The organism is Pseudomonas sp. NPDC089422, from assembly GCF_044749405.1.
Lineage (GTDB): Bacteria > Pseudomonadota > Gammaproteobacteria > Pseudomonadales > Pseudomonadaceae > Aquipseudomonas.
In genome coordinates this window covers 1-20506 of record NZ_JBIVHW010000025.1, presented here as the reverse complement: position 1 = coordinate 20506, position 20506 = coordinate 1, and the positions used below count along the sequence as shown (strand labels likewise).

The window sequence follows — 20506 nt, the reverse complement described above, 5'->3', positions numbered from 1 at the left end:
CAAGGGACCGCGCGGCAATGCTTCAGGAATAACTGGCCGAAACAGATGTAGGAGCAGGCTTGCCTGCGATGCGCCGCGCGGGCGGCGCTCGATCTCAAACACGACGCAACGTTCAAGGCGTACACCCTGTTATCCCAGCGCCTCCCGCAACCGATACCACAACATCCCCAGCGCCAGCAGCGGCGAGCGCAGCGCCTTGCCGCCCGGGAACGTCAGGTGTGGCACCGCGCTGAACACATCCAGCCCCTGGCTCTGCCCCAGTGCGATGCCTTCCGCCAGCAACTTCGCCGTCCAGTGGGTCACGTTCAGCCCATGCCCGGAATAGCCCTGGGCATAGAAGACGTTGGGGTGCTGGCTCAGCCGTCCCACCTGCGGGAAACGGTTGGCGGTGATGCCGATCATGCCGCCCCACTGGTAGTCGATGCGCACATCGGCCAGTTGCGGGAACACCTTGAGCACCTTGGGTCGCATGTAGGCAGCGATGTCCTTGGGGTCGCGCCCGGAATAGTGGCAGGCGCCGCCAAACAGCAGGCGGCGGTCGGCAGTGAGGCGGTAGTAGTCCAGGCCGACCTTCTGGTCGCACATGGCCATGTTCTGTGGGATCAGCTTGCTCGCCAGCGCTTGCGGCAGCGGTTCGGTTGCCACCACGTAGCTGCCGGCCGGCAGCACTTTACCGCTCAGGCGTGGCTCCAGTTCGTCGAGGTGGGCGTTGCAGCCCAGCACCAGGCTCTGTGCCCGCACCTTGCCCCGTGCCGTGTGCACGGTCACCGTGGGGCCATGTTCGATGCGCAGCACCGGGCTCTGCTCGAAGATCCGCACACCCAGGCCATGGGCCACGCGTGCTTCGCCCTGGACCAGGTCAAGCGGATGCAGATGGCCAGAGCCCATGTCCACCAGGCCGCCGGCGTACTGGTCGCTGGCGACGATTTCATGCAGGCTTTCGGGCCCGATCAGGCGGGTTTCGTGGCGGTAGCCAAGGCTGGCCAGGTCTTCCTGTTCAGCCTTGAAGGCAGCGAACTGTGCCGGGGTATTGGCCAGTTCGCAGAAGCCCCAGCGCAGGTCGCAGGCGATCGCATATTGCTCGATGCGGCGAGCGACCAGGGCCACCGACTCGATGCCGGCCTGCTGCAGGTAGCGCACGCCGTCCTGGCCGACATGGCGGGCAAAGCCCCTGACATCATGGCCGATGCCACGAATCAGCTGGCCGCCGTTGCGCCCGCTGGCGCCCCAGCCGATGCGTCGGCCTTCCAGCAGCACCACGCTGAGCCCGCGTTCGGCCAGTTCCAGCGCGGTGTTGACCCCGGTCAGGCCACCGCCGACCACGCACACGTCAGCGGTCAGTTCGCCGTCGAGGCTGGGGTAGGGCGTCGTGTGGCGCGCCGTGGCGGCGTAGTACGACGCGGTATGTTGGGTATCGAAAGGCATGGCGCGTTCTCGGTTCAACGGTTGGACTTGATCTTGCTCCAGGAGCGGGTCATGACGCGCATGATCTTCGGGCTCGGGGTGCTGGAGATGTACAGCTTGTCCAGGACCGCCTGGGGTGGGTAGATCTCGGGGTTGTCGACCAGGGACTTGTCCATGTAGGCCTGGGCATCCGGGTTGGCGTTGGCATAGCCGACCGTGGCGCTGACCTTGGCGATCACTTTCGGGTCGAGCAGGTAGTTGATGAAGGCCAGGGCCTGTTCGGGGTTCTGAGCGTCCTTGGGGATCGCCAGCAGGTCGAACCACAGGTTGCTGCCTTCCTTGGGAATGCTGTAGGCGATCTTCACCCCGTTCTTCGCTTCCACGGCCCGGTTGGCCGCCTGGAACACGTCGCCGGAATAGCCGAAGGCCACGCAGATATCACCATTGGCCAGGTCCGAGACGTACTTGGAGGAGTGGAAGTAGGTGATGTACGGGCGCAGTTCGAGCAGTCGCGCTTCGGCCTTGGCATAGTCGCCCGGCTTTTCGCTGCGTGGGTCCATGCCCAGGTAGTTGAGCATCGCCGGGAACAGCTCGTCCGGTGAGTCCATGAAGGCCACGCCGCATTGCTTGAGCTTCTTCAGGTTTTCCGGCTCGAACAGGGTTGCCCAGGAATCGATATGGTCCACGCCCAGCGCGGCCTTGACCTTTTCGACGTTGTAGCCGATGCCATTGGTGCCCCACAGGTACGGCACTGCATATTGGTTGCCGGGATCGTTCTGCTCCAGCTGCTTGAGCAGTTTCGGGTCCAGGTGCTGCCAGTTCGGCAGCTTGCTGCGGTCCAGCGGCAGGAACGCACCGGCCTGGGCCTGGCGGGCCAGGAAGTGGTTGGAAGGCACCACCACGTCGTAGCCGGTGCGGCCGGCGAGCAGCTTGCCTTCCAGGGTTTCGTTGGAGTCGAACACGTCATAGACGACCTTGATCCCGCTGCTGGCCTGGAAGTCGGCCAGGGTCGTGTCACCGATGTAGTCGGTCCAGTTGTACACGCTGACGCTGGGCGTGGCCTGTGCGGCGGCGCCGAACAGCAGGGCGAATGTAGCGGGGATCAGGGCTTGCAGATGACGCATGTCGACACCTCGTTGGTCTTGTTCTTTGAATTCGGTGCAAGGGGGGCACCTGGCGCCCCCCGGAAAATCACACGCTCAACAGCAGGAACTCGCGCTCCCAGGAACTGATGACGCGCTTGAAGTTTTCATGCTCGGCGCGCTTGACCGCCACGTAGCCCTGGACGAACTGCTTGCCCAGGTACTGCTGCACGGTCTCGCAATCCTCCATGTGCTGCAGGGCATCCTCGATGGTGATCGGCAGCCGCAGGTTGCGCCGTTCATAGGCACGGCCCTGGACCGGCGCGCTCGGTTCGATCCTCTCGACCATGCCCAGGTAACCGCACAGCAAGCTGGCGGCGATCGCCAGGTAAGGGTTGGCGTCGGCGCCCGGCAGGCGGTTTTCCACGCGCATGGCATCGGGGCTGGAGGTCGGCACACGCAGGCCGGCGGTGCGGTTTTCCTCGCCCCACTCGACGTTGACCGGTGCCGAAGTGTCCGGCAGGAAACGGCGGAACGAGTTGACGTTCGGCGCGAACATCGGCAGCAGCTTGGGGATGTACTTCTGCAGGCCACCGATGTGGTGCAGGAACAGCTCGCTCATGCTGCCATCTTCATTGGCGAATATCGGCTTGCCGGTGGCGATGTCGACCACGCTTTGGTGCAGGTGCATGGCGCTGCCCGGTTCGTCGGTGATCGGCTTGGCCATGAAGGTGGCGGTGACGTTGTGCTTGAGCGCGGCTTCACGCATGGTGCGCTTGAACACGGTGATCTGGTCGGCCAGGTCCAGCGCGTCGCCATGGCGGAAGTTGATCTCCATCTGCGCCGGGCCGTCTTCGTGAATCAGCGTGTCCAGGTCCAGGCCCTGCAGTTCGCACCAGTCGTAGACGTCTTCGAACAGCGGGTCGAATTCGTTGGCAGCGTCGATCGAGAACGACTGGCGCCCGCTTTCGGCGCGGCCCGAGCGGCCCAGCGGCACTTGCAGGGGCAAGTCCGGGTCTTCGCAGCGCTGGGTCAGGTAGAACTCCATTTCCGGCGCGACAATCGGCTGCCAGCCTTTGTCGGCATACAGCTTGAGCACCTTCTTCAGCACGTTGCGCGGCGACAGCTCGATCGGGTTGCCGTGCTTGTCGAAGGTGTCGTGGATGACGATGGCGGTGGGCTCGATGGCCCACGGGATCTGGTACACCGCCGTCGGGTCGGGGCGGCAGATCATGTCGATGTCGGCTGCATCGAGCAGGTTGTAGTAGATGTCGTCGTCGACGTAGTCGCCGGTGACCGTCTGCAGCAGCACGCTTTCGGGCAGGCGCATGCCGCGCTCGTGGAGGAATTTGGCGGTCGGTGCGATCTTGCCGCGGGCGATGCCGGTCAGGTCGCTGATCACGCATTCGACTTCAGTGATGCGGTGTTCTTTCAGCCAGGTGGACAGCTGATCGAAGGGGGCGTTCATACAGACCTCTTGGTTGGGTTTTTGTGTGCGCGGCAGGTGCCGGTGACTTCCCAGGTGGCGCGCTGGAGACTATCTTGAGCGCAGGCCCGCAAAGCCATCTATCCACTTTCTTCGGCAATGAATGCACCAAAAGAGTGCGACTAGGACAAAGCGTGACAACGCCCAATGCCTTGCAGGTTCAGGCTTTCCACACCACTGATGTCACCGAACAGGTGCGCGCCACCCCCGGTTGGCAGCAGCAGTACCGGCAGATGTCGCCGGGGCATTTCAGCGGCCAGCTGCGCTGCCTGGGGCTCGATGGCGTGGAGGTGTACGAAGAGCGCCTGAATACCCGGGTCGAGCAATTCTTCCGCGCGCCGAGCGGTTCACTGGCGTTCTGTTTCGACCAGAGCGAAAACAGCCTGTACCTGCTCAACGAGCAGAGCCGCAATATCTGGATCACGCCGGAGAACTACCAGGAAGTGGCCGTCGTGTTCGACCAGGCGTTTCTTGCCCGCCATGGCCTGGACCCGCAGCGGCTTGAAGGGTTGTTCATGGTGCCGCTGGGCAGCGGCCAGAATGCGTTGTTCGGCAGCTGGCTGAGCGCCACCTTGACCCGCCTTGGCCAGGCTGATTGCCCGCTGCAAGGGCAGGCACTGGCCGAGCAACTGCTCGAGGACTGCCTGTTCATCCTCGACAACGCCTGCCAGCGCTTGCAGGGCGGGGCGCTGGGGCGGCGCGGCGAGGAGCGGGCGATCATGCAGCGGGTCAGTGAGTGGGCGGCAGACTGCCCGGAAGAAACCCTCAACCTGGTGGAGCTGGCCGAGGTGGCCGGTGTGTCGCTGCGCCAGTTGCAGCAGGCATTCAAGGCGTTTACCGGGATGCCACCGGCGCACTGGCTGCGGTTGCGTCGGCTCAACGGTGCGCGGCGTGATCTGTTGCGCGGCGGTGAGGTGACCGTGGCCGAAGTGGCCATGCGCTGGTCGTTCTGGCATTTGGGAAGATTTTCAGAGAGTTACCGGCAATTGTTCAAGGAGTTTCCGAGCGAGACCCTGAAGCGGGGAAGGGGCTGAATATTCTTGCCCAGCATTCCCATTGGAAAATTGCTATCGTGCCCGGCAGTTTCTACCCGAGGTCCCGATGTTCTACCTGCCTTTGCCCAGCGACCAGGCCGAGCGCCTGGCCGGCGCGCCCACCGCCACTGACTTCTTCCCGAGCGCCAGCCTGCCGGAGGCTGCCGCCGTGCTGTTCGTGCAGAACCTGCCGCGCCAGCCGGCCAGCGCCTCGGCGGACACCCAGGAGCGCCGTTTCGCCGAAATCGTGCGCATCGCCAATGAAGTCGAAGGCGCAGCCCCGGGCCGCTTCCAGCGGCAGGTCGCGCAGCACTTTGACCGCGAGGCGTTCGCCATGGGGCTGGGCATGCTCGGTGAGAACGGCGTCGCCCTGGTGTCGAGCGAAACCGAGTACCAGGCCGACGAGTTCCTGGACGCCGAGGGCCAGTGGAATTTCCAGTTTGCCGACAGCTACCGCCAGCGCGTGACCCCGCTGCACCCGGTGTACCTGCCCTCACTGGCCAGTGACCTGATGCTCAGTGACCAACAGAACCGCTTGCTGCGCGAGTTCCTGTGCGGCGTCGACGAATCAGTTGCCGTGCAGGGTTTTGCCGGCACCGGCAAGACCTTCCTGATCCACCAGTTCGCGCGCCTGCTCGACCCCCAGCGCACGCTGTTGCTGGCCCTCACCGAAGGCCAGCTGCGGGCATTGCAGGCACGGGTGAAGGATGCCCAGGCCTACACCGCGCTGACCTTTGGCCAGCTGGCCGACGAAATCCTCAACCGTGACCTCACCAGCAACGGCTGGCGCCTGCGCGACCCCTACCGCACCAAACTGTCATGGCGCCCGCAGGAGGCGCAGGTGGTGCGCTGGCTGAACATCCCCGACATCGGCCCGCTCGCCGCGCGCGATGTGGTGGCCCTGTGCGTCAAGGCCGTGCGCAGTTTCTGCCGCAGCGGTGACAGTCAGTTGCAGCTGCATCACTTGCCTTGGGCCGGGCCGGGTACCTCGCCGCTGGATCAGCAAGTGCTGCTGGAAAAGGCCCGGCTGTACTGGCAGGAACTGATTCGCCCGTCAGCCCGTGAAATCCAGCTGCCAGTGCGCGACTACCACCGGGTCAAGCTGTTGTCGCTGACCGCCGAGGTGATCGACAGCCGCTACAGCCACGTCATCGTCGACGAGGCCCACGAGCTTTCGGCGCCGATGCTGGCCGTGCTCGATCGCAGCCCGCAGTCAGTGATTGCCCTGGGCGACGAACTGCAGAACCTCAATGGCCTCAGCCCGCACCATGGCAACTTCATCCGTCAGCGCTACATCGACCATTCGCTGCGCGCCGGCCCGGCCATGGATGGCGTGCTCAACCCGTTGATCCAGGCACACCCGGCGGCGATCCAGGCAGCCTTCAGTGGCAGTGCCGAGCATTACACGCGGGTGAGTTTCTTCGACACGGTGACGGTGCCTGAACAGCCAACCGCCCTGATCGTCGATGACGAGTGGGGCCTGTTCGGCTGGTTCCAGCGCCTGACCCATCAAGGGGTGCCGTTCGTGCTGCTGAAAAGTGCGCGCAAGGACTTCGAGCTGTTCGTCGAGGATTGCATCGAGCTGTACCGCTACGGCACCCGGGCACGCCACCCGATGCTGTTCCGTTACCCCAGCTGGCAGGCGCTGGAGCAGGACAAGGGTGACGACAAGGCCTTTGTTGCCGTGGCCGGCATGCTGCGCAAAGGCTACACCGCCGAACATTTCGCCAAGGCCAAGAGCCGTTACCGATGGGACAAGGCGCCGAAGCTGTTCCTCGGGCGTGTGCGGGATGTGAAGAACATGGAGTTCGCCCGGGTGATGGTGTCGCCGGAGCTGATGGTGGCACCGAGCACGGCGGGCAATCGCAACGAGCGGGCGCGGATGCTGGCGGGGCTGTATACCGCCTGTTCGCGGGCGCGGCATGAACTGATCGTGCCGGGGGGGATGCTGGACTGGGTAAAGGACCAGGTCCGGGATTGATAGTGCTGGGGCCGCAAAGCGGCCCCGATACCTGGAATCAGTTGCGATCCAGCCACACGGTCTGGGCATTGGTGAACTCGCGCACACCAAAGTGCGACAGCTCGCGCCCGAAACCGCTCTTCTTCACTCCACCAAACGCCACGCGGGGGTCGGAGGCGCAGTAGCCGTTGATGAACACACCGCCGGTATCCAGCGCTGCGGTCATGCGCTCGGCCAGCGCATAGTCGGCGGTATAGATGGTCGACGCCAGGCCGAACTCGCTGTCGTTGGCCAGCTCCACGGCATGGTCGGCATCACGGGCAGTGATGATCGCCGCCACCGGCCCGAACAGCTCCTGCTTGAAGGCGGTCATGTCCGGGGTGACGTTGGCGAACACGGTCGGTGCGTAGAAGTTGCCCACGCCTTCGACCTTGTTGCCGCCCAGCAGCAGGGTGGCGCCTTCGGCCAGCGTCGCCTGGACCTGGCCATCCAGCTCGTCGCGCAGGTCGTAGCGGGCCATCGGGCCGATGTAGGTGTCGTCTTCCAGCGGGTTGCCGACTTTCAGTTTGCGCGTGGCTTCGACGAACTTGCGCGTGAATGCCTCGACAACGCCTTCTTCGATGATCAGGCGCTTGGCGGCGGCGCAGACCTGGCCGGTGTTCTGGTAGCGGCCGATCACGGCGGCCTGCACGGCAGCATCGATATCGGCGTCAGCCAGCACGATGAACGGGTCGGAACCGCCCAGCTCCAGCACGCACTTCTTCAGCGCCGCACCCGCCTGGGCACCGATGGCCATGCCGGCACGCACGCTGCCGGTCAGGGTCACGGCGGCGATGCGCACGTCGTTGATGGCGCGGGTGACGCCCTCTGGGGTGACGTTCAGCACCTCGAACACGCCTTCAGGCAGGCCGGCGTCCTTGAACAGCTCACCCAGCAGGTAGGCGCTGCCCATCACGTTCGGTGCGTGCTTGAGCACGTAGGTGTTGCCCGCCAGGATCGCCGGCACGGCGCCGCGCAGGACCTGCCAGACCGGGAAGTTCCACGGCATCACGGCCAGGATCGGGCCCAGCGGGCGGTATTCGATGCGGGCTTTCTCGACCTGGGTCGGCTCGGCGGCGAGCATGGCCGGGCCGTGCTCGGCATACCAGCGGCACAGGCCGACGCACTTGCCGACTTCACCACGGGCCTGGGCGATCGGCTTGCCGATCTCGCGGCTAATCATCTGCGCGAAGACTTCGGCCTTGGCTTCGAGGGTGCTGGCCAGGGCGAGCAGGTACTCGCTGCGCTGACCCAGCGACACCTGGCGCCACTGGCCGTAGCCAGCCTTGGCACGTTGCAGCGCCGCTTCCAGTGCGGCGTCGGTGTCGAAGGGGTAGGCGCCGATCTGCTCGCCGCTGAACGGGTCGACGGAGATGGCGTGGGTCAGGCTGCTGATCGCACTCATGGCTGGACACTCTCGTTGTTGTTAATCAGTGACGCCAGACTAGTGGGCTATGGCTTTAATGAAAACTGAATAATAATGAGCGGAACATTCACGTTTGGAGAATGACTGTGGACCTGGTGCAACTGGAGATCTTCAAGGCCGTGGCCGAGCAGGGCAGCATCAGCGCCGCCGCCCAGCACATCCATCGGGTGCCGTCGAACCTGACCACACGTATCAAGCAGTTGGAGGAAGACCTCGGCGTCGAGTTGTTCATCCGCGAAAAAAGCCGCCTGCGCCTGTCGCCAGCGGGCTGGAACTTCCTTGAATACACCCGGCGCATCCTCGACCTGGTGCACGAGGCGCGGCTGACCGTGGCCGGTGAGGACCCCCAGGGCACCTTCGCCCTGGGTTCGCTGGAGAGCACGGCGGCGGTGCGTATTCCGGCCTTGCTGGCCGCCTATAACCAGCGCTACCCCAAGGTCGACCTCGACCTGTCCACCGGGCCTTCCGGGACCATGCTCGAAGGCGTCCTGGCGGGGCGCCTGGTGGCGGCTTTCGTCGACGGCCCGGTGCTGCACCCCACGCTCGAAGGCATGCCGGTGTTCGAGGAGGAGATGGTGATCATCTCGCCGCTCAACCACGCCCCGGTGACCCGCGCCCAGGACGTCAACGGCGCTAGCATCTACGCCTTCCGTGCCAACTGCTCGTACCGCCATCACTTCGAGAACTGGTTCGTCCAGGACCAGGCGGTGCCCGGCAAGATCCACGAAATGGAGTCGTACCACGGCATGCTCGCCTGCGTCAGCGCGGGCGCCGGCCTGGCCATGCTGCCGCGCAGCATGCTCGACAACATGCCCGGCTGCAGCACGGTCTGCGCCTGGCCGATGCAGGAGCAGTTCCGCTACCTCAAGACCTGGCTGGTGTGGCGCCGTGGCACGGTTTCGCGCAGCCTGAGCATGTTCGTGAAACTGCTCGAAGAGCGGCGAACGGCATGAACATTGGCATTGCGTGGGGTCAAATATCAGGTAAGCCATCTCCCTGAGGAGGAGCTGACCATGCGTAACCATCACTATGCTTTGGGCGCCACGCTGCTGATTGCACTGGCGCTGCCCTGGACCCTGGCCGCCGCCGCTGAAGTGGATGACCACAACGCCCCCATCGACATGCAAGCCGTGCAACTGCAGCCGCAGGAGCAGAACGGCGTGCGCTACCTTGAAGGGGGTATCGGTCAGGACGAAGCCAATGCCATGCGCCATACCAAGGGCTACGACCTGCACGTCGAACTGTCGACCGGCGCACACGGCCAGTTTGAAAGCGGCGCCGCAGTCGATATCCAGAACGCACAAGGCAAGTCGGTGTTGAGCCTTCAGGATGCCGGGCCACTGGTTTATGTCCAGCTGCCACCGGGCCAGTACAAGGTCGTCGGCCAGGGGCAGGGCACTACCGTCCAGCAACTGGTCACGGTGAATGGCAAGACGCCTGTCACTGCCAGCCTGAACTGGCACTGATCGGCACTGGCGAGTGGAGTACATCTGTACTCCACCGGGATGGAGGCCTGTCGGCATGAGCCTCGACTCACCACTGCAAGCGCTGGAGGAGCAGGGCTACGTCTTGCTCCGTGGCGTTCTCGATGGCGTACGTGTGGCGTTGCTGCGCTGCGCCATCGATGACCTGCAGCCCCTCCACTGGGACTATCAGGGGCTGTTGGAGCACTACAAGTGCGTGTTCAATCGCGACCCGCTGTGGTTGCCCTTTCTCGACCTGCCGCCATTGATCGACCTCGCCGAAGCTGCCCTCGGCGCCGACTGCCATGTGATCGGCCAGACCGCCTGGCGCAGCCACCCTGGCTATCCGGGCATGGGCCTGCACCTGGACCATCTGCCCATGGCGTTGCCGGCCTGGCTGGTGGCGTGCGGCAACTTTTGCCAGCCCATGCAGATTCTGACCGCGCAGGTCTACCTGAGCGATATTGACCTCAACATCGGCCCCACCTGGGTGGTGCCGGGCAGCCATCGTGCGGCGCGTCCGCCGCAGCCAGGCGAACAGCAATGGCAGGGCCGCGAAGCCGTGCCGGTGCTGTGCAGCGCGGGAGATGCGCTGGTGTTCCGCAGCGATGTCTGGCACAGCGGTGGCGCCAATTGCAGCGTTGCCCGCGAGCGCGACATGCTGCAGGTGCATTACGGCCGGCGCATGGTGGCGCAGAAGTTCTCCCCCTACCTGAGCTGGCAGTTCAACCCAAGGGTGCTGGAAGAGGCGACGCCTCGGCAGCGGCGGCTCTTGGGTGAGCACGAGGAGGCCGAATACGACTGAGATGCCCGGGCACTGTGGGTAAATTCAAACAATGCTGGCAATTCACTTTCAACTTTCTGATTATCTAGACAATAATCAGAAAAGTATTACCCCGTGTGACCGGTTGGATGCACCGGTCACCGCAAAAATCGAGGGGCCCAAGCCCCCACTTGCCCGTGTGACCATCAGGAGAAGTCATTGATGAAAACCCGTCTTGCCAGCACGCTGGCCGCCGTCCTATTGGCCCTCGCCGGCACCAGCCTGGCCCAGGCCGCGCAGGTTTCCGGTGCCGTGGGGGCCACCGGTCAAGGTGACATGACCTACCGTCTCGGCATGTCGTTCGACTGGGACAAGCAGTGGCTGAAAAGTGACATCGGTTTTGTGACGGGCTATTGGGATGCGGCCTACACCTATTGGGAAGGTGGTGATGCCAGCGGCGCCCATTCGCTGTCGCTCAGCCCGGTGTTCACCTACGAGTTCAGTGGTTTCACCTACACCCCGTATGTCGAAGCCGGTATTGGCCTGGCGGCCTTCTCCAAGACCGAGGTGGGCGACCATGACCTGGGGTCGGCCGTCAACTTCGAAGACCGCATCGGCTTTGGCCTGAAGCTGCCGGGTGCGCAGAAGGTGGGGGTCCGTCTGACTCACTACTCCAATGCCGGCATCAAGCAGCCGAACGACGGCATCGAGTCGTACTCGCTGTTTTACAGCAAGAGCTTCTGAAGTTTGGGGCCGCATAGCGGCCCCAGCCTTGTCAGAAGGTGTAGGAAACCCCAGCCTGCACCGTGCGCGGCGCCCCCGGGTACACGTAGGTATTGAACGCCCCCTCGTCATAGCCCTTGTTGAACACGTTCTTCACGTCCAGGTTCAACCGCACGTGTTCGTTGACCTTGTAGAAGCTCAGCAGGTCGACCACGCTGTAGCGCTCCATGGTGTAGGTCGTGGCCGCCGTCTGCCCGGCGCGGTCATCCACATACTTCACGCCAACCCCGAGCCCCAGGCCCTTGGCCAGCCCATCCTGGAACTCATAGGTGTTGAGCAGGCTGAAGCTGTTGCGCGGGATGTTCGCCAGGCGGGTGCCGGTGGGGATGCTGTTGTCCTTGGTCACCTCGGCGTCGACATAGGCGTAGCCGCCGATCATCCGCCATTCCGGGGTCAGGTTACCGGCGACGTTGATGTCCAGGCCGCGGCTGCGCACTTCACCAGCAGCGACGCTGTAGGTGCCGGTCGGGTCGTTCGGGTCGCGGGTCAGCACGTTTTCCTTGACGATGTGGTAGATCGCCGCGTCCACGCTCAACTGACGGTCCAGCGCTTCCCATTTCACGCCTAGCTCGTATGACTTGCCCTTTTCCGGGTCGAAGCCACTGCCTTGCAGGCTCGCGCCGCTGTTGGGCTTGAACGAGCGCGCGGTGTTGGCGTAGACGGCAACGGTGTCGGTCAGGTCGTAGATCAGGCCGAAGCGTGGGGTGACGCCGTTCTCGCCTTTGCTGAAGTCACCGGCATTGTTCAGCTTGTTGTCGTAGTCATGCTCGAAGCGCTCGAAACGCACCCCGGCGAGGGCTTTCAGGCGCTCGGTCAGGGCTACCTGGTCCTGGATGAATGCGGCCCAGGTCTTGAGGTTTTCCTTGTCATGGGTGGTGGTGCGGGTCAGGGCAGGGCGCGGCTGGCCCAGTACCGGGTCGAACAGGTCGATCGGGTAGGCGCCGGTACCGGCGGCCGAACGCTGGATAATCGAGTTGTAGTCGTAGTCTTCGTATTCGATGCCGGTGAGCAGGGTGTGAGCGAAGCCCCCGGTGTCGAAGTGGCCGGTGAGGTTGAGCTGGTAGTCGCGGTCGGTCCACTCCAGCTTGCGGTAGTTGAAATTGCGCCCCAGGGTGCGACCGTCGGCCTGCAGGCCATTGGCTTCCACAGCGTTGCCCTTGAGCGAGCCGTCCAGCCATTGCATGCCACCACCCAAGGTCCAGTTGTCGTTGAGCAAGTGCTCGAAGCGCAGCTGGGCCATGTTGTTGTCGTTGTGCAGCAGGTTGTCGCTGCCTTTTTCCCAGATGTTGGTGTCGCGCGAGGCCGTGCCGAGCTGGCCGGGCAGGCGCGTCAGGCCGCGATCCAGCGGGTGGTTGTTGCGCATGAAATCACCTTCGAAGATGACCTTGGTGGCATCGTTGACCTGCCAGCTGATCACCGGCGCAACGTCATAGCGCTCGCTTTCGACGTCGTCGCGGAAGCTGTCGCCACCTTCGCCCAGCACATTCAGGCGATAAGCCAGCGAGCCATCGGCGTTCAGCGGCCCGGTGGCATCCAGGGTCGCCCGGTGCATGCCCTGGTCATCGAACTGGCTCCCGAGGGTCACCTTGGGCTCGGCCAGCGGCTGCTTGCTGACCACGTTGAAGGTGCCACCGGGGTCGCCACGGCCATACAGGCTGGTGGCCGGGCCGCGGATCACTTCCAGACGCTCGACGGTGTTGGCATCGGGGGCATTGGGGTAGCCGCGGTTGATCGGGAAACCGTTGCGGTAGAACTCGCCGGTGGTGAAGCCGCGCACGGTGAAGGTGGTCAGGCCCTGGCCGCCGAAGTTGTTGGCGCGGCCGACGCCACCGGCGTAGTCCAGGCCGTCCTGCAGGCGAGTGGCGCCGGTGTCTTCGAGGACATCCCTGGGCACCACGCTGATCGATTGCGGGGTTTCGTGCAGGGCGGTGTCGGTGCGCGTGGCACTGGCCGAGCGGTTGGCTTTGTAGCCGTCCACCGGGCCATCGGCGCGTTCGCTGTCGGCGCTGCTGGTGATGTTCAGGGCCTGGAGTTCGATCTGGGCCGGGTCATTGAGCGGCTCGGGCTCGGCGAAGGCCAGCGGGGAGACAGCATGAAGCACACAAAGCGAAACGAACGTGCGACGCATCGACGGTACGATCCTGAAGTAGGGCGCTGAAGGGGAGTGTGGGAAGCGCCTGAAAACTACTACGAATCATTATCAAATGCATTCTTTTTTGTTGGAACTGGTGTGCCAGATACCATGCGCTTGGCAGGATCGGCCTTTTCGCGGGTAAACCCGCTCCCACAGGGGCCCCGTAGCGCTTCAGGCGGGTGGTATACCTGTGGGGGCGGGTTGACCCGCGAAAAGGCCAATTCGGGTAGTGCAAGCCTCAGTAGGTGCCCTTGATCGCCAGCACATTGCACAACGGATGCTCCAGCACATGCGCCGTGGTGCCACCGAGGAACGTCTGCATCGCATCATGCCGATGGCTGCCCATCACGATCACATCGACCCGGCTGTGGCTCACGAACTGGGCAATCGCCCGGATCGCCGCACCTTCGACAAAATGCCGTCGTTCCAGCGGAATCTGGTGGTGGTCGCCCAGCCGGTTGAACGCCGCACGCTGCGCCGTGCGCACACTGCCATCGAACCCCGGCATGGTGACGGTGCCGGCACCAAAGTCGGCGATATGGGTCTTGGCCGCATCGCACACATGCAGCAGGTGCAGCTCGGCGTTGCATTGCAGGGCCAGGGCATGGGCGCTGTGGATCACCTGATCGTCCAGATGCTCGCCTGCACCGTGGCAGTTAAGGTCCACCGCCGCCGCAATCTGCCGGGGCAGCGGCAGGCGGATGTCGCTGACCAGGTGCACGGCCACCGGGCTTTCCTTGAGCAATTGCCAGTCCAGCGGCGTGACCAACAGACGCTTGAGTACCGGTTCGTGCTGCACGTCCTTGATCAGCAGGTCGCAACCCAGTTGTTCGATGCGTTCGAGCACGCTGCCCAGCGGGTCCCGGGTCAGCAGCAGTTCGGTGGAGACATCGAGCCCGGCGTTGCCCAGTTGTTCGGCCTCGTCGGCCAGCCACTGGCGGTTGTCGCCGAGCAGCCGTTCACGCTCGCGGCCGTCGCTCATCAGGCCAAACGTGTCGACATCGTCGACGAACACATTGATATCCAGCAGGGCACCACTGGACTCGGCCAGCGCCGCCGCGCGCTGCAGCGCCGGGGTATGGCGCATTTGCGGGCCGAGCATGACGAACAGACGCTTGAACTGGCTCATCGCACACCTCCACGTGTGGCAGCCCCCTGTTCAGCATAGCTTTTGTGTGAAATTCATCTCGATTGGAATTTTTCATAACTAGCATTTCTACCAGTATTGAATTCGCATAATGGGAGGTAGATTACAAGTACTGGTTTATGGAGGAGGCGTAGCTGTGAGGAAGATATTTTACCTACGCAACCGTGTAGCCTCGGTCTTGGAGGCTGGTGTCTGGGAGTCGTATGTTTGTGCTGCCGATCAAGCCGTGGCAATCGATTCAAAAAAAAAGAAAGCCGCTATCATGCTGCTGGTAAATGATCAAGCCTTTACTGTGCTTGCGGGAGTCAAAGCTTCGTGTCTGCAACATCAAAGGTTTAACGTCTACGGATTCAGCATTGATTTAATGGTGGCAATTGGACTCAATGGACAGCCTGTGGATCGTCTCACAAGAAGGTACCAACTCGGTCATGGTCATAGAGAGTATGATCCTGCCATCATGAGGTTTGCCTCTGCAGATGGATTGAGCCCATTTGGTAAAGGCGGCATTAATGCGTACGCCTACTGTGAAAATGATCCTGTCAATAAAAGTGATCCTTCCGGTCAATGGGGTCAAAGGCGTTCTTTACCAGAAAATAGTATTTTTAGAACGACGAGGCGTCGTCATAGTGCTTTTTCACCTATGGGCGGTAGCTCCTCGGCGAATCCTGTGGATGCCAGGGGACCGATGTCGCGTTTCATAGCAGGTAGTGAGTTGGATGAATTGCTGGCAAAGCCATTCAATCAACCCTACTACGAAACTCAAGCACCTGTGAGCACATGGGGGGGGCTACTTGATGATGGGTATATTGACAGGGCTCAATTCAATGCTCTTATGTCAATCAGGAGATACGCCATAGAGGAGGCATCATTTTCTAATAGAGGTGGGTATCCAATTCCTGATAATTGGCGTGTAGGTGTGCAGGCAGTCACAGAAAGCGACACGTTCAAGGTAAAATTTTCGTCAATAATGAGTGAACTTTACACTCCTACGGATAACGAATTTGATGCCTTTGCAAGGCGAGCATCTCACTATGTGAATAAAGCACCCATTTTCGGAGCGGCTACGAGAGCATCATCCCTGCGATTCAGTTGATAACTAGGCATTTCACGCTGTATCGGTCTGGCGACCATGACCATGGTGACCCTCGGTACCATGCCCGGGCGGGCGACCATTCTCTATGAACACCTGACAGCGGTGTAACACGCAGGTTGTCGGGTATGATGCAGCCCCGACATTTTTCACGAGGCCTGCACCATGTCCCTGAGCGCTGAACAGATCGGCGAATTCCAAGCCTTCGCCGAGCAGCTGGCCGATGCCGCTGCGCTGGCGATCAAGCCGTATTTCCGCGCCAGCCTGGAGGTCGAGGACAAGGGCGGGCGCCTGTATGACCCGGTGACCGTGGCCGACAAGGCCGCCGAGGATGCCATGCGTGAGCTGATCCAGGCGCGCTACCCGGAGCACGGCATTCTCGGTGAAGAGGCCGGCGTGGCGGTGGGTAGCAGCCCGCTGACCTGGGTACTTGACCCGATCGACGGTACCCGTGCGTTCATCACTGGCCTGCCGCTGTGGGGCACGTTGATTGCTCTGAACGACGGCATCCGCCCGGTGGTAGGCGTGATGAACCAGCCATTCACCGGCGAACGTTTCGTCGGCACCCCGGCAGGCGCCTGGCGCAGCGGCACGCCGCTGAAAACCCGTGCGTGCGCCGACCTGGCTGCGGCCACGCTGATGTGCACCACGCCGGACATGTTCGACAGCGCCGAGCGCAAGGCCGCGTTCGAGGCCGTAGCGGGCAAGGCACGGCTGATGCGATACGGTGGTGATTGCTATGCCTACTGCATGCTGGCCTCGGGCTTTGTCGACGTGATTGTCGAGGCAAGCCTGCAGCCGTATGACGTGCAGGCGCTGATGCCGATCATCGAAGGGGCGGGCGGGGTGATTACTGCGTGGGATGGCAGTAGCGCGCAGAATGGCGGCTGTGTGGTGGCCTGTGGTGACCCGGCGTTGCATGCGCAGGTGGTGGAGATGTTGCGCCACGCCATGTAATGGATGTGTTGCCTGTACTGGCCTCTTCGCGGCGGTACAGGTTTCCGCACTTTTTCCGGTTTCCGGGCTCTATGCTTGGCCAGGCCACACCGACCCCCGGTGTGGCCGCCGAAGATGACCCCGGTGCCGATGGTTGCAAGCAATTCCCGAATCCTCTCTAGCCTGCTGCTCGCGGGCACCCTCATAGGCCTGGCCGGCTGCAGCCAGCAGCAAGGCCACGACATCGTCAGCCAGTTTGGCAACGGCAAGCCCAGCGAGCTGTTCCAGACCAGCGTCGACCGCATGGCCACGCTAGCCATGCGCGACAACCTGCAGAGCCTGTACTTGCTGATGAACAAGCTGTACCTGCGCAACCCCAACCAGTGGAAGATGTCCGGCTACCTGGATGCCGCCACCGCCGAGCGGCAGATCCGCATCGCCATCGAGCAGCGCCAGCCGTTGCCGCAACTGGGCAACCGCCGCGACCTTGCGGCCCTGAGCTACGCCCTGGGCCCGGAGTTTCGCGGCGACCGGGTCGGCGCCTTCATCTACGCCATCGGCAGCATGCTGATCACCGCGCACGGCGGGCGTACCGAGTTCTACATGACCGATACCATTGACCCGCTGTTCGTCAACAACGCGGCGCGCAATATCGAGAAGGCAACTTGGATGCTCAGCCAGCGACAGGATGCCAACGGGGTGCTGTTGCTGTTTTCCAATGAAATATCGGAGGAGGGCAGCAACCTGAGTTTTGCCGTGGAGTTCGGCAAGATCGTGGCGCGGCTGGATTTGCTGGCGGAGTTGCTGGATGAGCGGTATCGGCGGATTGGGCTGAATTATGCGCAGAGCTTGTTGTTGATGAATTTTTTGCCGGTGCAGTGAGTTTGGGGCATGAGTGCTCGCCTCAAGCCTTGCAGCGTCTGTGAGACCGAGCGCCGCCCGCGCGGCGCTCGATCTGATAGGCGCTTCAGGGCTTGTGTCGAGCAAACTTCAGACGTTACGCAACTGCTCCAGCAACGGCTGAAACTCCTGCAGCAACCACTCACGCAAGCGCCGGCAACTGGAGTCGTGCTCCTTTTCCTCGTTAAAGGCCAGGAAATGGAAGGTGTCCTTGAGCACCAGTTCCTGCTCCACCGGCCTTACCAGCAAGCCTTGAGCCACCAAGGGCGCTATCAGGTGATGCCAACCCAGCGCCACGCCTTGATTGTTCAGCGCCAGTTGCACCAGCAGGTTGTAGTCGTTGGCATTGAAAAAGTGCGGTGCCGTGCTGGCGCGGCTCTTCAGGTCGACATCATGCAACGCCAGCCAGACATTCCAGTCGACGTGCTCCGCCACTTGCGAGCGGCCATAGGGGGTGAGGTTGAGCAGCGTGCCGTCGCGCAAGCCCTCCAGCGTGCGCAGCTCGGGGTGCGTGGCCAGGTACTGGGGCGTGCACACCGGGTAGATCACGTCATGGTTGAGCGGGTGCGAGCTGTAGCCCGCCTGTACCTTGCCCAGCTTGGTTATGTAGATGTCCGGGCGTACCCCGGGCTCCATCGACAGGAAGTTCTGCGTGGTCACCAGGTTGATGTCGATGTCCGGGTGTTCGTCGAGGAATTTGGGCATGCGCGGCCCCATCCATAACGCGGCAAACGCTGGCGAGCAGCACAGGGTGACCACGTGCCGGGTGTTGGTGTTACTGCGGATGCGCTCGGCGGCCTGGGAGATGTTGACGAACGACAACTGGACCGCATCGAAGAAGATCGAACCGGCCACGGTCAGCTCCACCGCCCGGCCCACGCGGGTGAACAATTCGGCGCCCAGGTACGTTTCCAGCTCGCGGATCTGCCGGCTGACGGCGGCCTGGGTCACGCACAGGGCTTCGGCGGCGCGGGTGAAGTTCTGGTATTTGGCGGCAGCGACGAAGACTTTGACGGCGCGCAGCGACGGCATCTTGATCAGCGTCTGATCGGGTTCGGAGTGTCTGACCATGGTGGTGGGGCGAGGTCCTTCGTCTAGCCAGGTGGGTCACTCTAGCCTGTAAACAGCCGGTCGGACAATGCAGCGGCGGTCTAGCACCGCGCTTGCAGGCCGATTGATAACTTCAGGTAATGGTTAGCGCCATGCAAATGTCGTTGGACCCGGTCTGGATCAAGGCCTAACGTAAAACACACGGCGCGGCATTCGCGACAGCGATGTCGAATAATTTTGAAGCAGGACATTCTGCGTGCCGGTTTTGACTCACGTTCGAATTTGAACGGACTGCCAAGCGTACTCGCACTGATCTCTACCCGCCTTATTGAAAGTGCGATGTTCAAAGATTGGTTAATAAGCATAATAAAGAGGGTCGTATGAGCCATGCCGATGAGATTCTTTCGGTAAAAAACATCTTCAAGGTTTTCGGGCCAAACCCCGACATGGCCATGGAGATGCTCCGCAAGGGTGCCGACAAGAACGAAATCTTCAGCAAGACCGGCCACGTCGTCGGCGTGTTCGATGCAAGCTTTTCCGTCAAGCGTGGCGAGATCTTCGTCATCATGGGGCTGTCCGGTTCGGGCAAGTCGACCATGGTGCGGCTGTTCAACCGCCTGATCGAACCCACCTCCGGCAGCATCCACCTCAACGGCAAGGAAATCACCGGGCTCTCCGACAAAGCCCTGCTCGACGTGCGCCGCAAGGAAATGGGCATGGTGTTCCAGTCCTTCGCCCTGATGCCGCACATGAGCGTGCTGGAAAACACCGCCTTCGGCCTGGAAATTGCCGGCGTTGCCGAAGCCGAGCGCCACAGTCGTGCCCGTGAGGCGCTGAGCCAGGTGGGCCTGGCAGGGCATGAGCACAGCTACCCGCACCAGCTCTCCGGCGGCATGCAGCAGCGCGTGGGCCTGGCCCGGGCGCTGGCCAACGACCCGACGATCCTGTTGATGGACGAGGCGTTTTCCGCCCTCGACCCGCTGATCCGCAGCGAGATGCAGGGCGAACTGATGCGCCTGCAGGCCGAGCAGCAGCGCACCATCATCTTCATTTCCCACGACATCGAGGAAGCCATCCGCATCGGCCACCGTATCGCGATCATGGAAGGCGGGCGGGTGGTGCAGATCGGCACCCCGCAGGAGCTGATCAACCAGCCGGCGAACGACTACGTGCGCACCTTCTTCAAGAGCTTCGACAGCTCGCGGGTGCTCAAGGCCGGAGACCTGGCCAAGTTCGACCCGGCCGTGGTGTGCAAGGTCAACGGCAAGGCGCCGAGCTTCCAGGCCGGTGTGCCATTCGGCTATCTGGTCGACGATCACGGGCAGTTGCTCGGCGTGGTCGACACCGATGCCAACGGCGCCAGTGCCAGTGAACGCTACAGCCTTCACGAGCAGCAGCCGGTGTACACCGATACGCCACTGCACGAGGTACTGGGCATTGCGGCCGACCTGCCGTATCCGGTGCCGGTGCTCGACCGCCAGGGGGCCTTCAAGGGCACCGTGTCGAAGAACGAGCTGCTGCTGACCCTGAGCCGCCACTAAGTACAAGAAAGAGGTAAGCCCTCATGTCCGAATTCAGCCTTCTCGACCCCTTCCAGGCGGCCACCATCCCCCTGGGTGACTGGGTCACCGCAACCCTCAACTTCCTCGTGCACAACTTCCGCGAGGTGTTCCGTGCCATTCGCTGGCCGATCGACCAGGTGCTCAACGGCATTGAGTTCACCCTGCAGAGCATTCCGCCCACCATCGGCATCATCCTCTCGTCGCTGCTCGGCTGGCAGCTGGCGGGCAAGCGCATGGCGCTGCTGTG

At 62.7% G+C, this 20506-nt stretch carries 17 protein-coding genes and 2 pseudogenes; 12 read left to right on the top strand and 7 right to left on the bottom strand.

Features of this window, described 5'->3' with window-relative positions; genetic code table 11:
- Positions 1–129: 129 nt before the first annotated feature.
- The 3 genes from ACIPZ8_RS27680 to ACIPZ8_RS27670 form a co-directional block, all read right to left on the bottom strand.
- A complete protein-coding gene (locus ACIPZ8_RS27680; protein WP_400730265.1) occupies positions 130–1425 on the bottom strand; it encodes an NAD(P)/FAD-dependent oxidoreductase in 1296 nt (431 codons plus the stop codon).
- A 14-nt stretch (positions 1426–1439) separates the two neighbouring features.
- Entirely contained in the window at positions 1440–2528 is a 1089-nt protein-coding gene (locus ACIPZ8_RS27675; RefSeq protein ID WP_110639002.1) for a polyamine ABC transporter substrate-binding protein, read from the bottom strand.
- 67 nt (positions 2529–2595) lie between these two features.
- The gene (locus tag ACIPZ8_RS27670) at positions 2596–3954 is read right to left on the bottom strand and encodes a glutamine synthetase family protein (RefSeq protein ID WP_103447193.1); all 1359 of its coding nucleotides are present in this window, start codon (positions 3952–3954) and stop codon (positions 2596–2598) included.
- A 152-nt stretch (positions 3955–4106) separates the two neighbouring features.
- Between ACIPZ8_RS27670 and ACIPZ8_RS27665 the strand changes: the two genes are divergently transcribed.
- Entirely contained in the window at positions 4107–5006 is a 900-nt protein-coding gene (locus ACIPZ8_RS27665; RefSeq protein WP_085679485.1) for a helix-turn-helix domain-containing protein, read from the top strand.
- Positions 5007–5073: 67 nt separating this feature from the next.
- Positions 5074–6987, top strand: coding sequence for a hypothetical protein (locus ACIPZ8_RS27660; RefSeq protein WP_400730260.1), 1914 nt, complete (start codon positions 5074–5076; stop codon positions 6985–6987).
- Between the two features lie 37 nt (positions 6988–7024).
- Here ACIPZ8_RS27660 and ACIPZ8_RS27655 read toward each other — a convergent pair whose 3' ends face one another.
- Positions 7025–8410 (bottom strand): aldehyde dehydrogenase family protein, encoded by a 1386-nt coding sequence (locus ACIPZ8_RS27655; protein WP_400730257.1) that lies wholly within the window; start codon positions 8408–8410, stop codon positions 7025–7027.
- 107 nt (positions 8411–8517) lie between these two features.
- Here ACIPZ8_RS27655 and ACIPZ8_RS27650 point away from each other — a divergent pair, with 107 nt between their 5' ends.
- The 4 genes from ACIPZ8_RS27650 to ACIPZ8_RS27635 all read left to right on the top strand — a co-directional run bounded on the left by ACIPZ8_RS27650 (position 8518) and on the right by ACIPZ8_RS27635 (position 11401).
- Complete coding sequence (locus ACIPZ8_RS27650; protein WP_218278049.1) at positions 8518–9384, top strand: putrescine utilization regulator PtrR; 867 nt, start codon at positions 8518–8520, stop codon at positions 9382–9384.
- A gap of 60 nt (positions 9385–9444) precedes the next feature.
- Positions 9445–9897: a carboxypeptidase regulatory-like domain-containing protein gene (locus tag ACIPZ8_RS27645; RefSeq protein ID WP_400730255.1), complete on the top strand. Its 453-nt coding sequence runs from the start codon at positions 9445–9447 to the stop codon at positions 9895–9897.
- 55 nt (positions 9898–9952) lie between these two features.
- Positions 9953–10699 (top strand): phytanoyl-CoA dioxygenase family protein, encoded by a 747-nt coding sequence (locus tag ACIPZ8_RS27640; RefSeq protein WP_400730252.1) that lies wholly within the window; start codon positions 9953–9955, stop codon positions 10697–10699.
- Between the two features lie 180 nt (positions 10700–10879).
- Positions 10880–11401, top strand: a complete 522-nt coding sequence (locus ACIPZ8_RS27635; protein ID WP_400730249.1) for an acyloxyacyl hydrolase — start codon at positions 10880–10882, stop codon at positions 11399–11401.
- Positions 11402–11432: 31 nt separating this feature from the next.
- Here the strand turns inward: ACIPZ8_RS27635 and ACIPZ8_RS27630 are convergent, their stop codons facing one another.
- Together ACIPZ8_RS27630 and ACIPZ8_RS27625 are read right to left on the bottom strand one after the other, a co-directional pair.
- On the bottom strand, positions 11433–13568 hold the full coding sequence (locus tag ACIPZ8_RS27630; RefSeq protein WP_400730246.1) for a TonB-dependent siderophore receptor: 2136 nt from the start codon (positions 13566–13568) through the stop codon (positions 11433–11435).
- A gap of 244 nt (positions 13569–13812) precedes the next feature.
- The gene (locus tag ACIPZ8_RS27625) at positions 13813–14703 is read right to left on the bottom strand and encodes a universal stress protein (protein ID WP_400730243.1); all 891 of its coding nucleotides are present in this window, start codon (positions 14701–14703) and stop codon (positions 13813–13815) included.
- Between the two features lie 154 nt (positions 14704–14857).
- On the opposite strand from ACIPZ8_RS27625, the gene ACIPZ8_RS27620 reads away from it, so the two are divergent.
- The 4 genes and pseudogenes from ACIPZ8_RS27620 (at position 14858) to ACIPZ8_RS27605 (ending at position 17629) form a co-directional block, all read left to right on the top strand.
- Positions 14858–15814 carry an RHS repeat-associated core domain-containing protein gene (locus ACIPZ8_RS27620; protein WP_400730240.1) on the top strand — a complete coding sequence of 319 codons (957 nt, stop codon included), beginning with the start codon at positions 14858–14860 and terminating at the stop codon, positions 15812–15814.
- A gap of 21 nt (positions 15815–15835) precedes the next feature.
- A pseudogene (locus tag ACIPZ8_RS27615) lies at positions 15836–15922 on the top strand (hypothetical protein); the annotation flags it as partial.
- A 54-nt stretch (positions 15923–15976) separates the two neighbouring features.
- Positions 15977–16768 (top strand): histidinol-phosphatase, encoded by a 792-nt coding sequence (gene hisN, locus ACIPZ8_RS27610; protein WP_400730238.1) that lies wholly within the window; start codon positions 15977–15979, stop codon positions 16766–16768.
- 129 nt (positions 16769–16897) lie between these two features.
- Positions 16898–17629, top strand: coding sequence for a hypothetical protein (locus ACIPZ8_RS27605; RefSeq protein ID WP_400730235.1), 732 nt, complete (start codon positions 16898–16900; stop codon positions 17627–17629).
- A 108-nt stretch (positions 17630–17737) separates the two neighbouring features.
- Here ACIPZ8_RS27605 and ACIPZ8_RS27600 read toward each other — a convergent pair whose 3' ends face one another.
- A complete protein-coding gene (locus tag ACIPZ8_RS27600) occupies positions 17738–18718 on the bottom strand; it encodes a LysR substrate-binding domain-containing protein (protein ID WP_400730232.1) in 981 nt (326 codons plus the stop codon).
- Positions 18719–19077: 359 nt separating this feature from the next.
- Between ACIPZ8_RS27600 and ACIPZ8_RS27595 the strand changes: the two genes are divergently transcribed.
- Together ACIPZ8_RS27595 and ACIPZ8_RS27590 are read left to right on the top strand one after the other, a co-directional pair.
- Entirely contained in the window at positions 19078–20238 is a 1161-nt protein-coding gene (locus tag ACIPZ8_RS27595) for a glycine betaine/L-proline ABC transporter ATP-binding protein (RefSeq protein ID WP_400730229.1), read from the top strand.
- A gap of 23 nt (positions 20239–20261) precedes the next feature.
- Positions 20262–20506, top strand: a pseudogene (locus ACIPZ8_RS27590) (glycine/betaine ABC transporter permease); the annotation flags it as partial.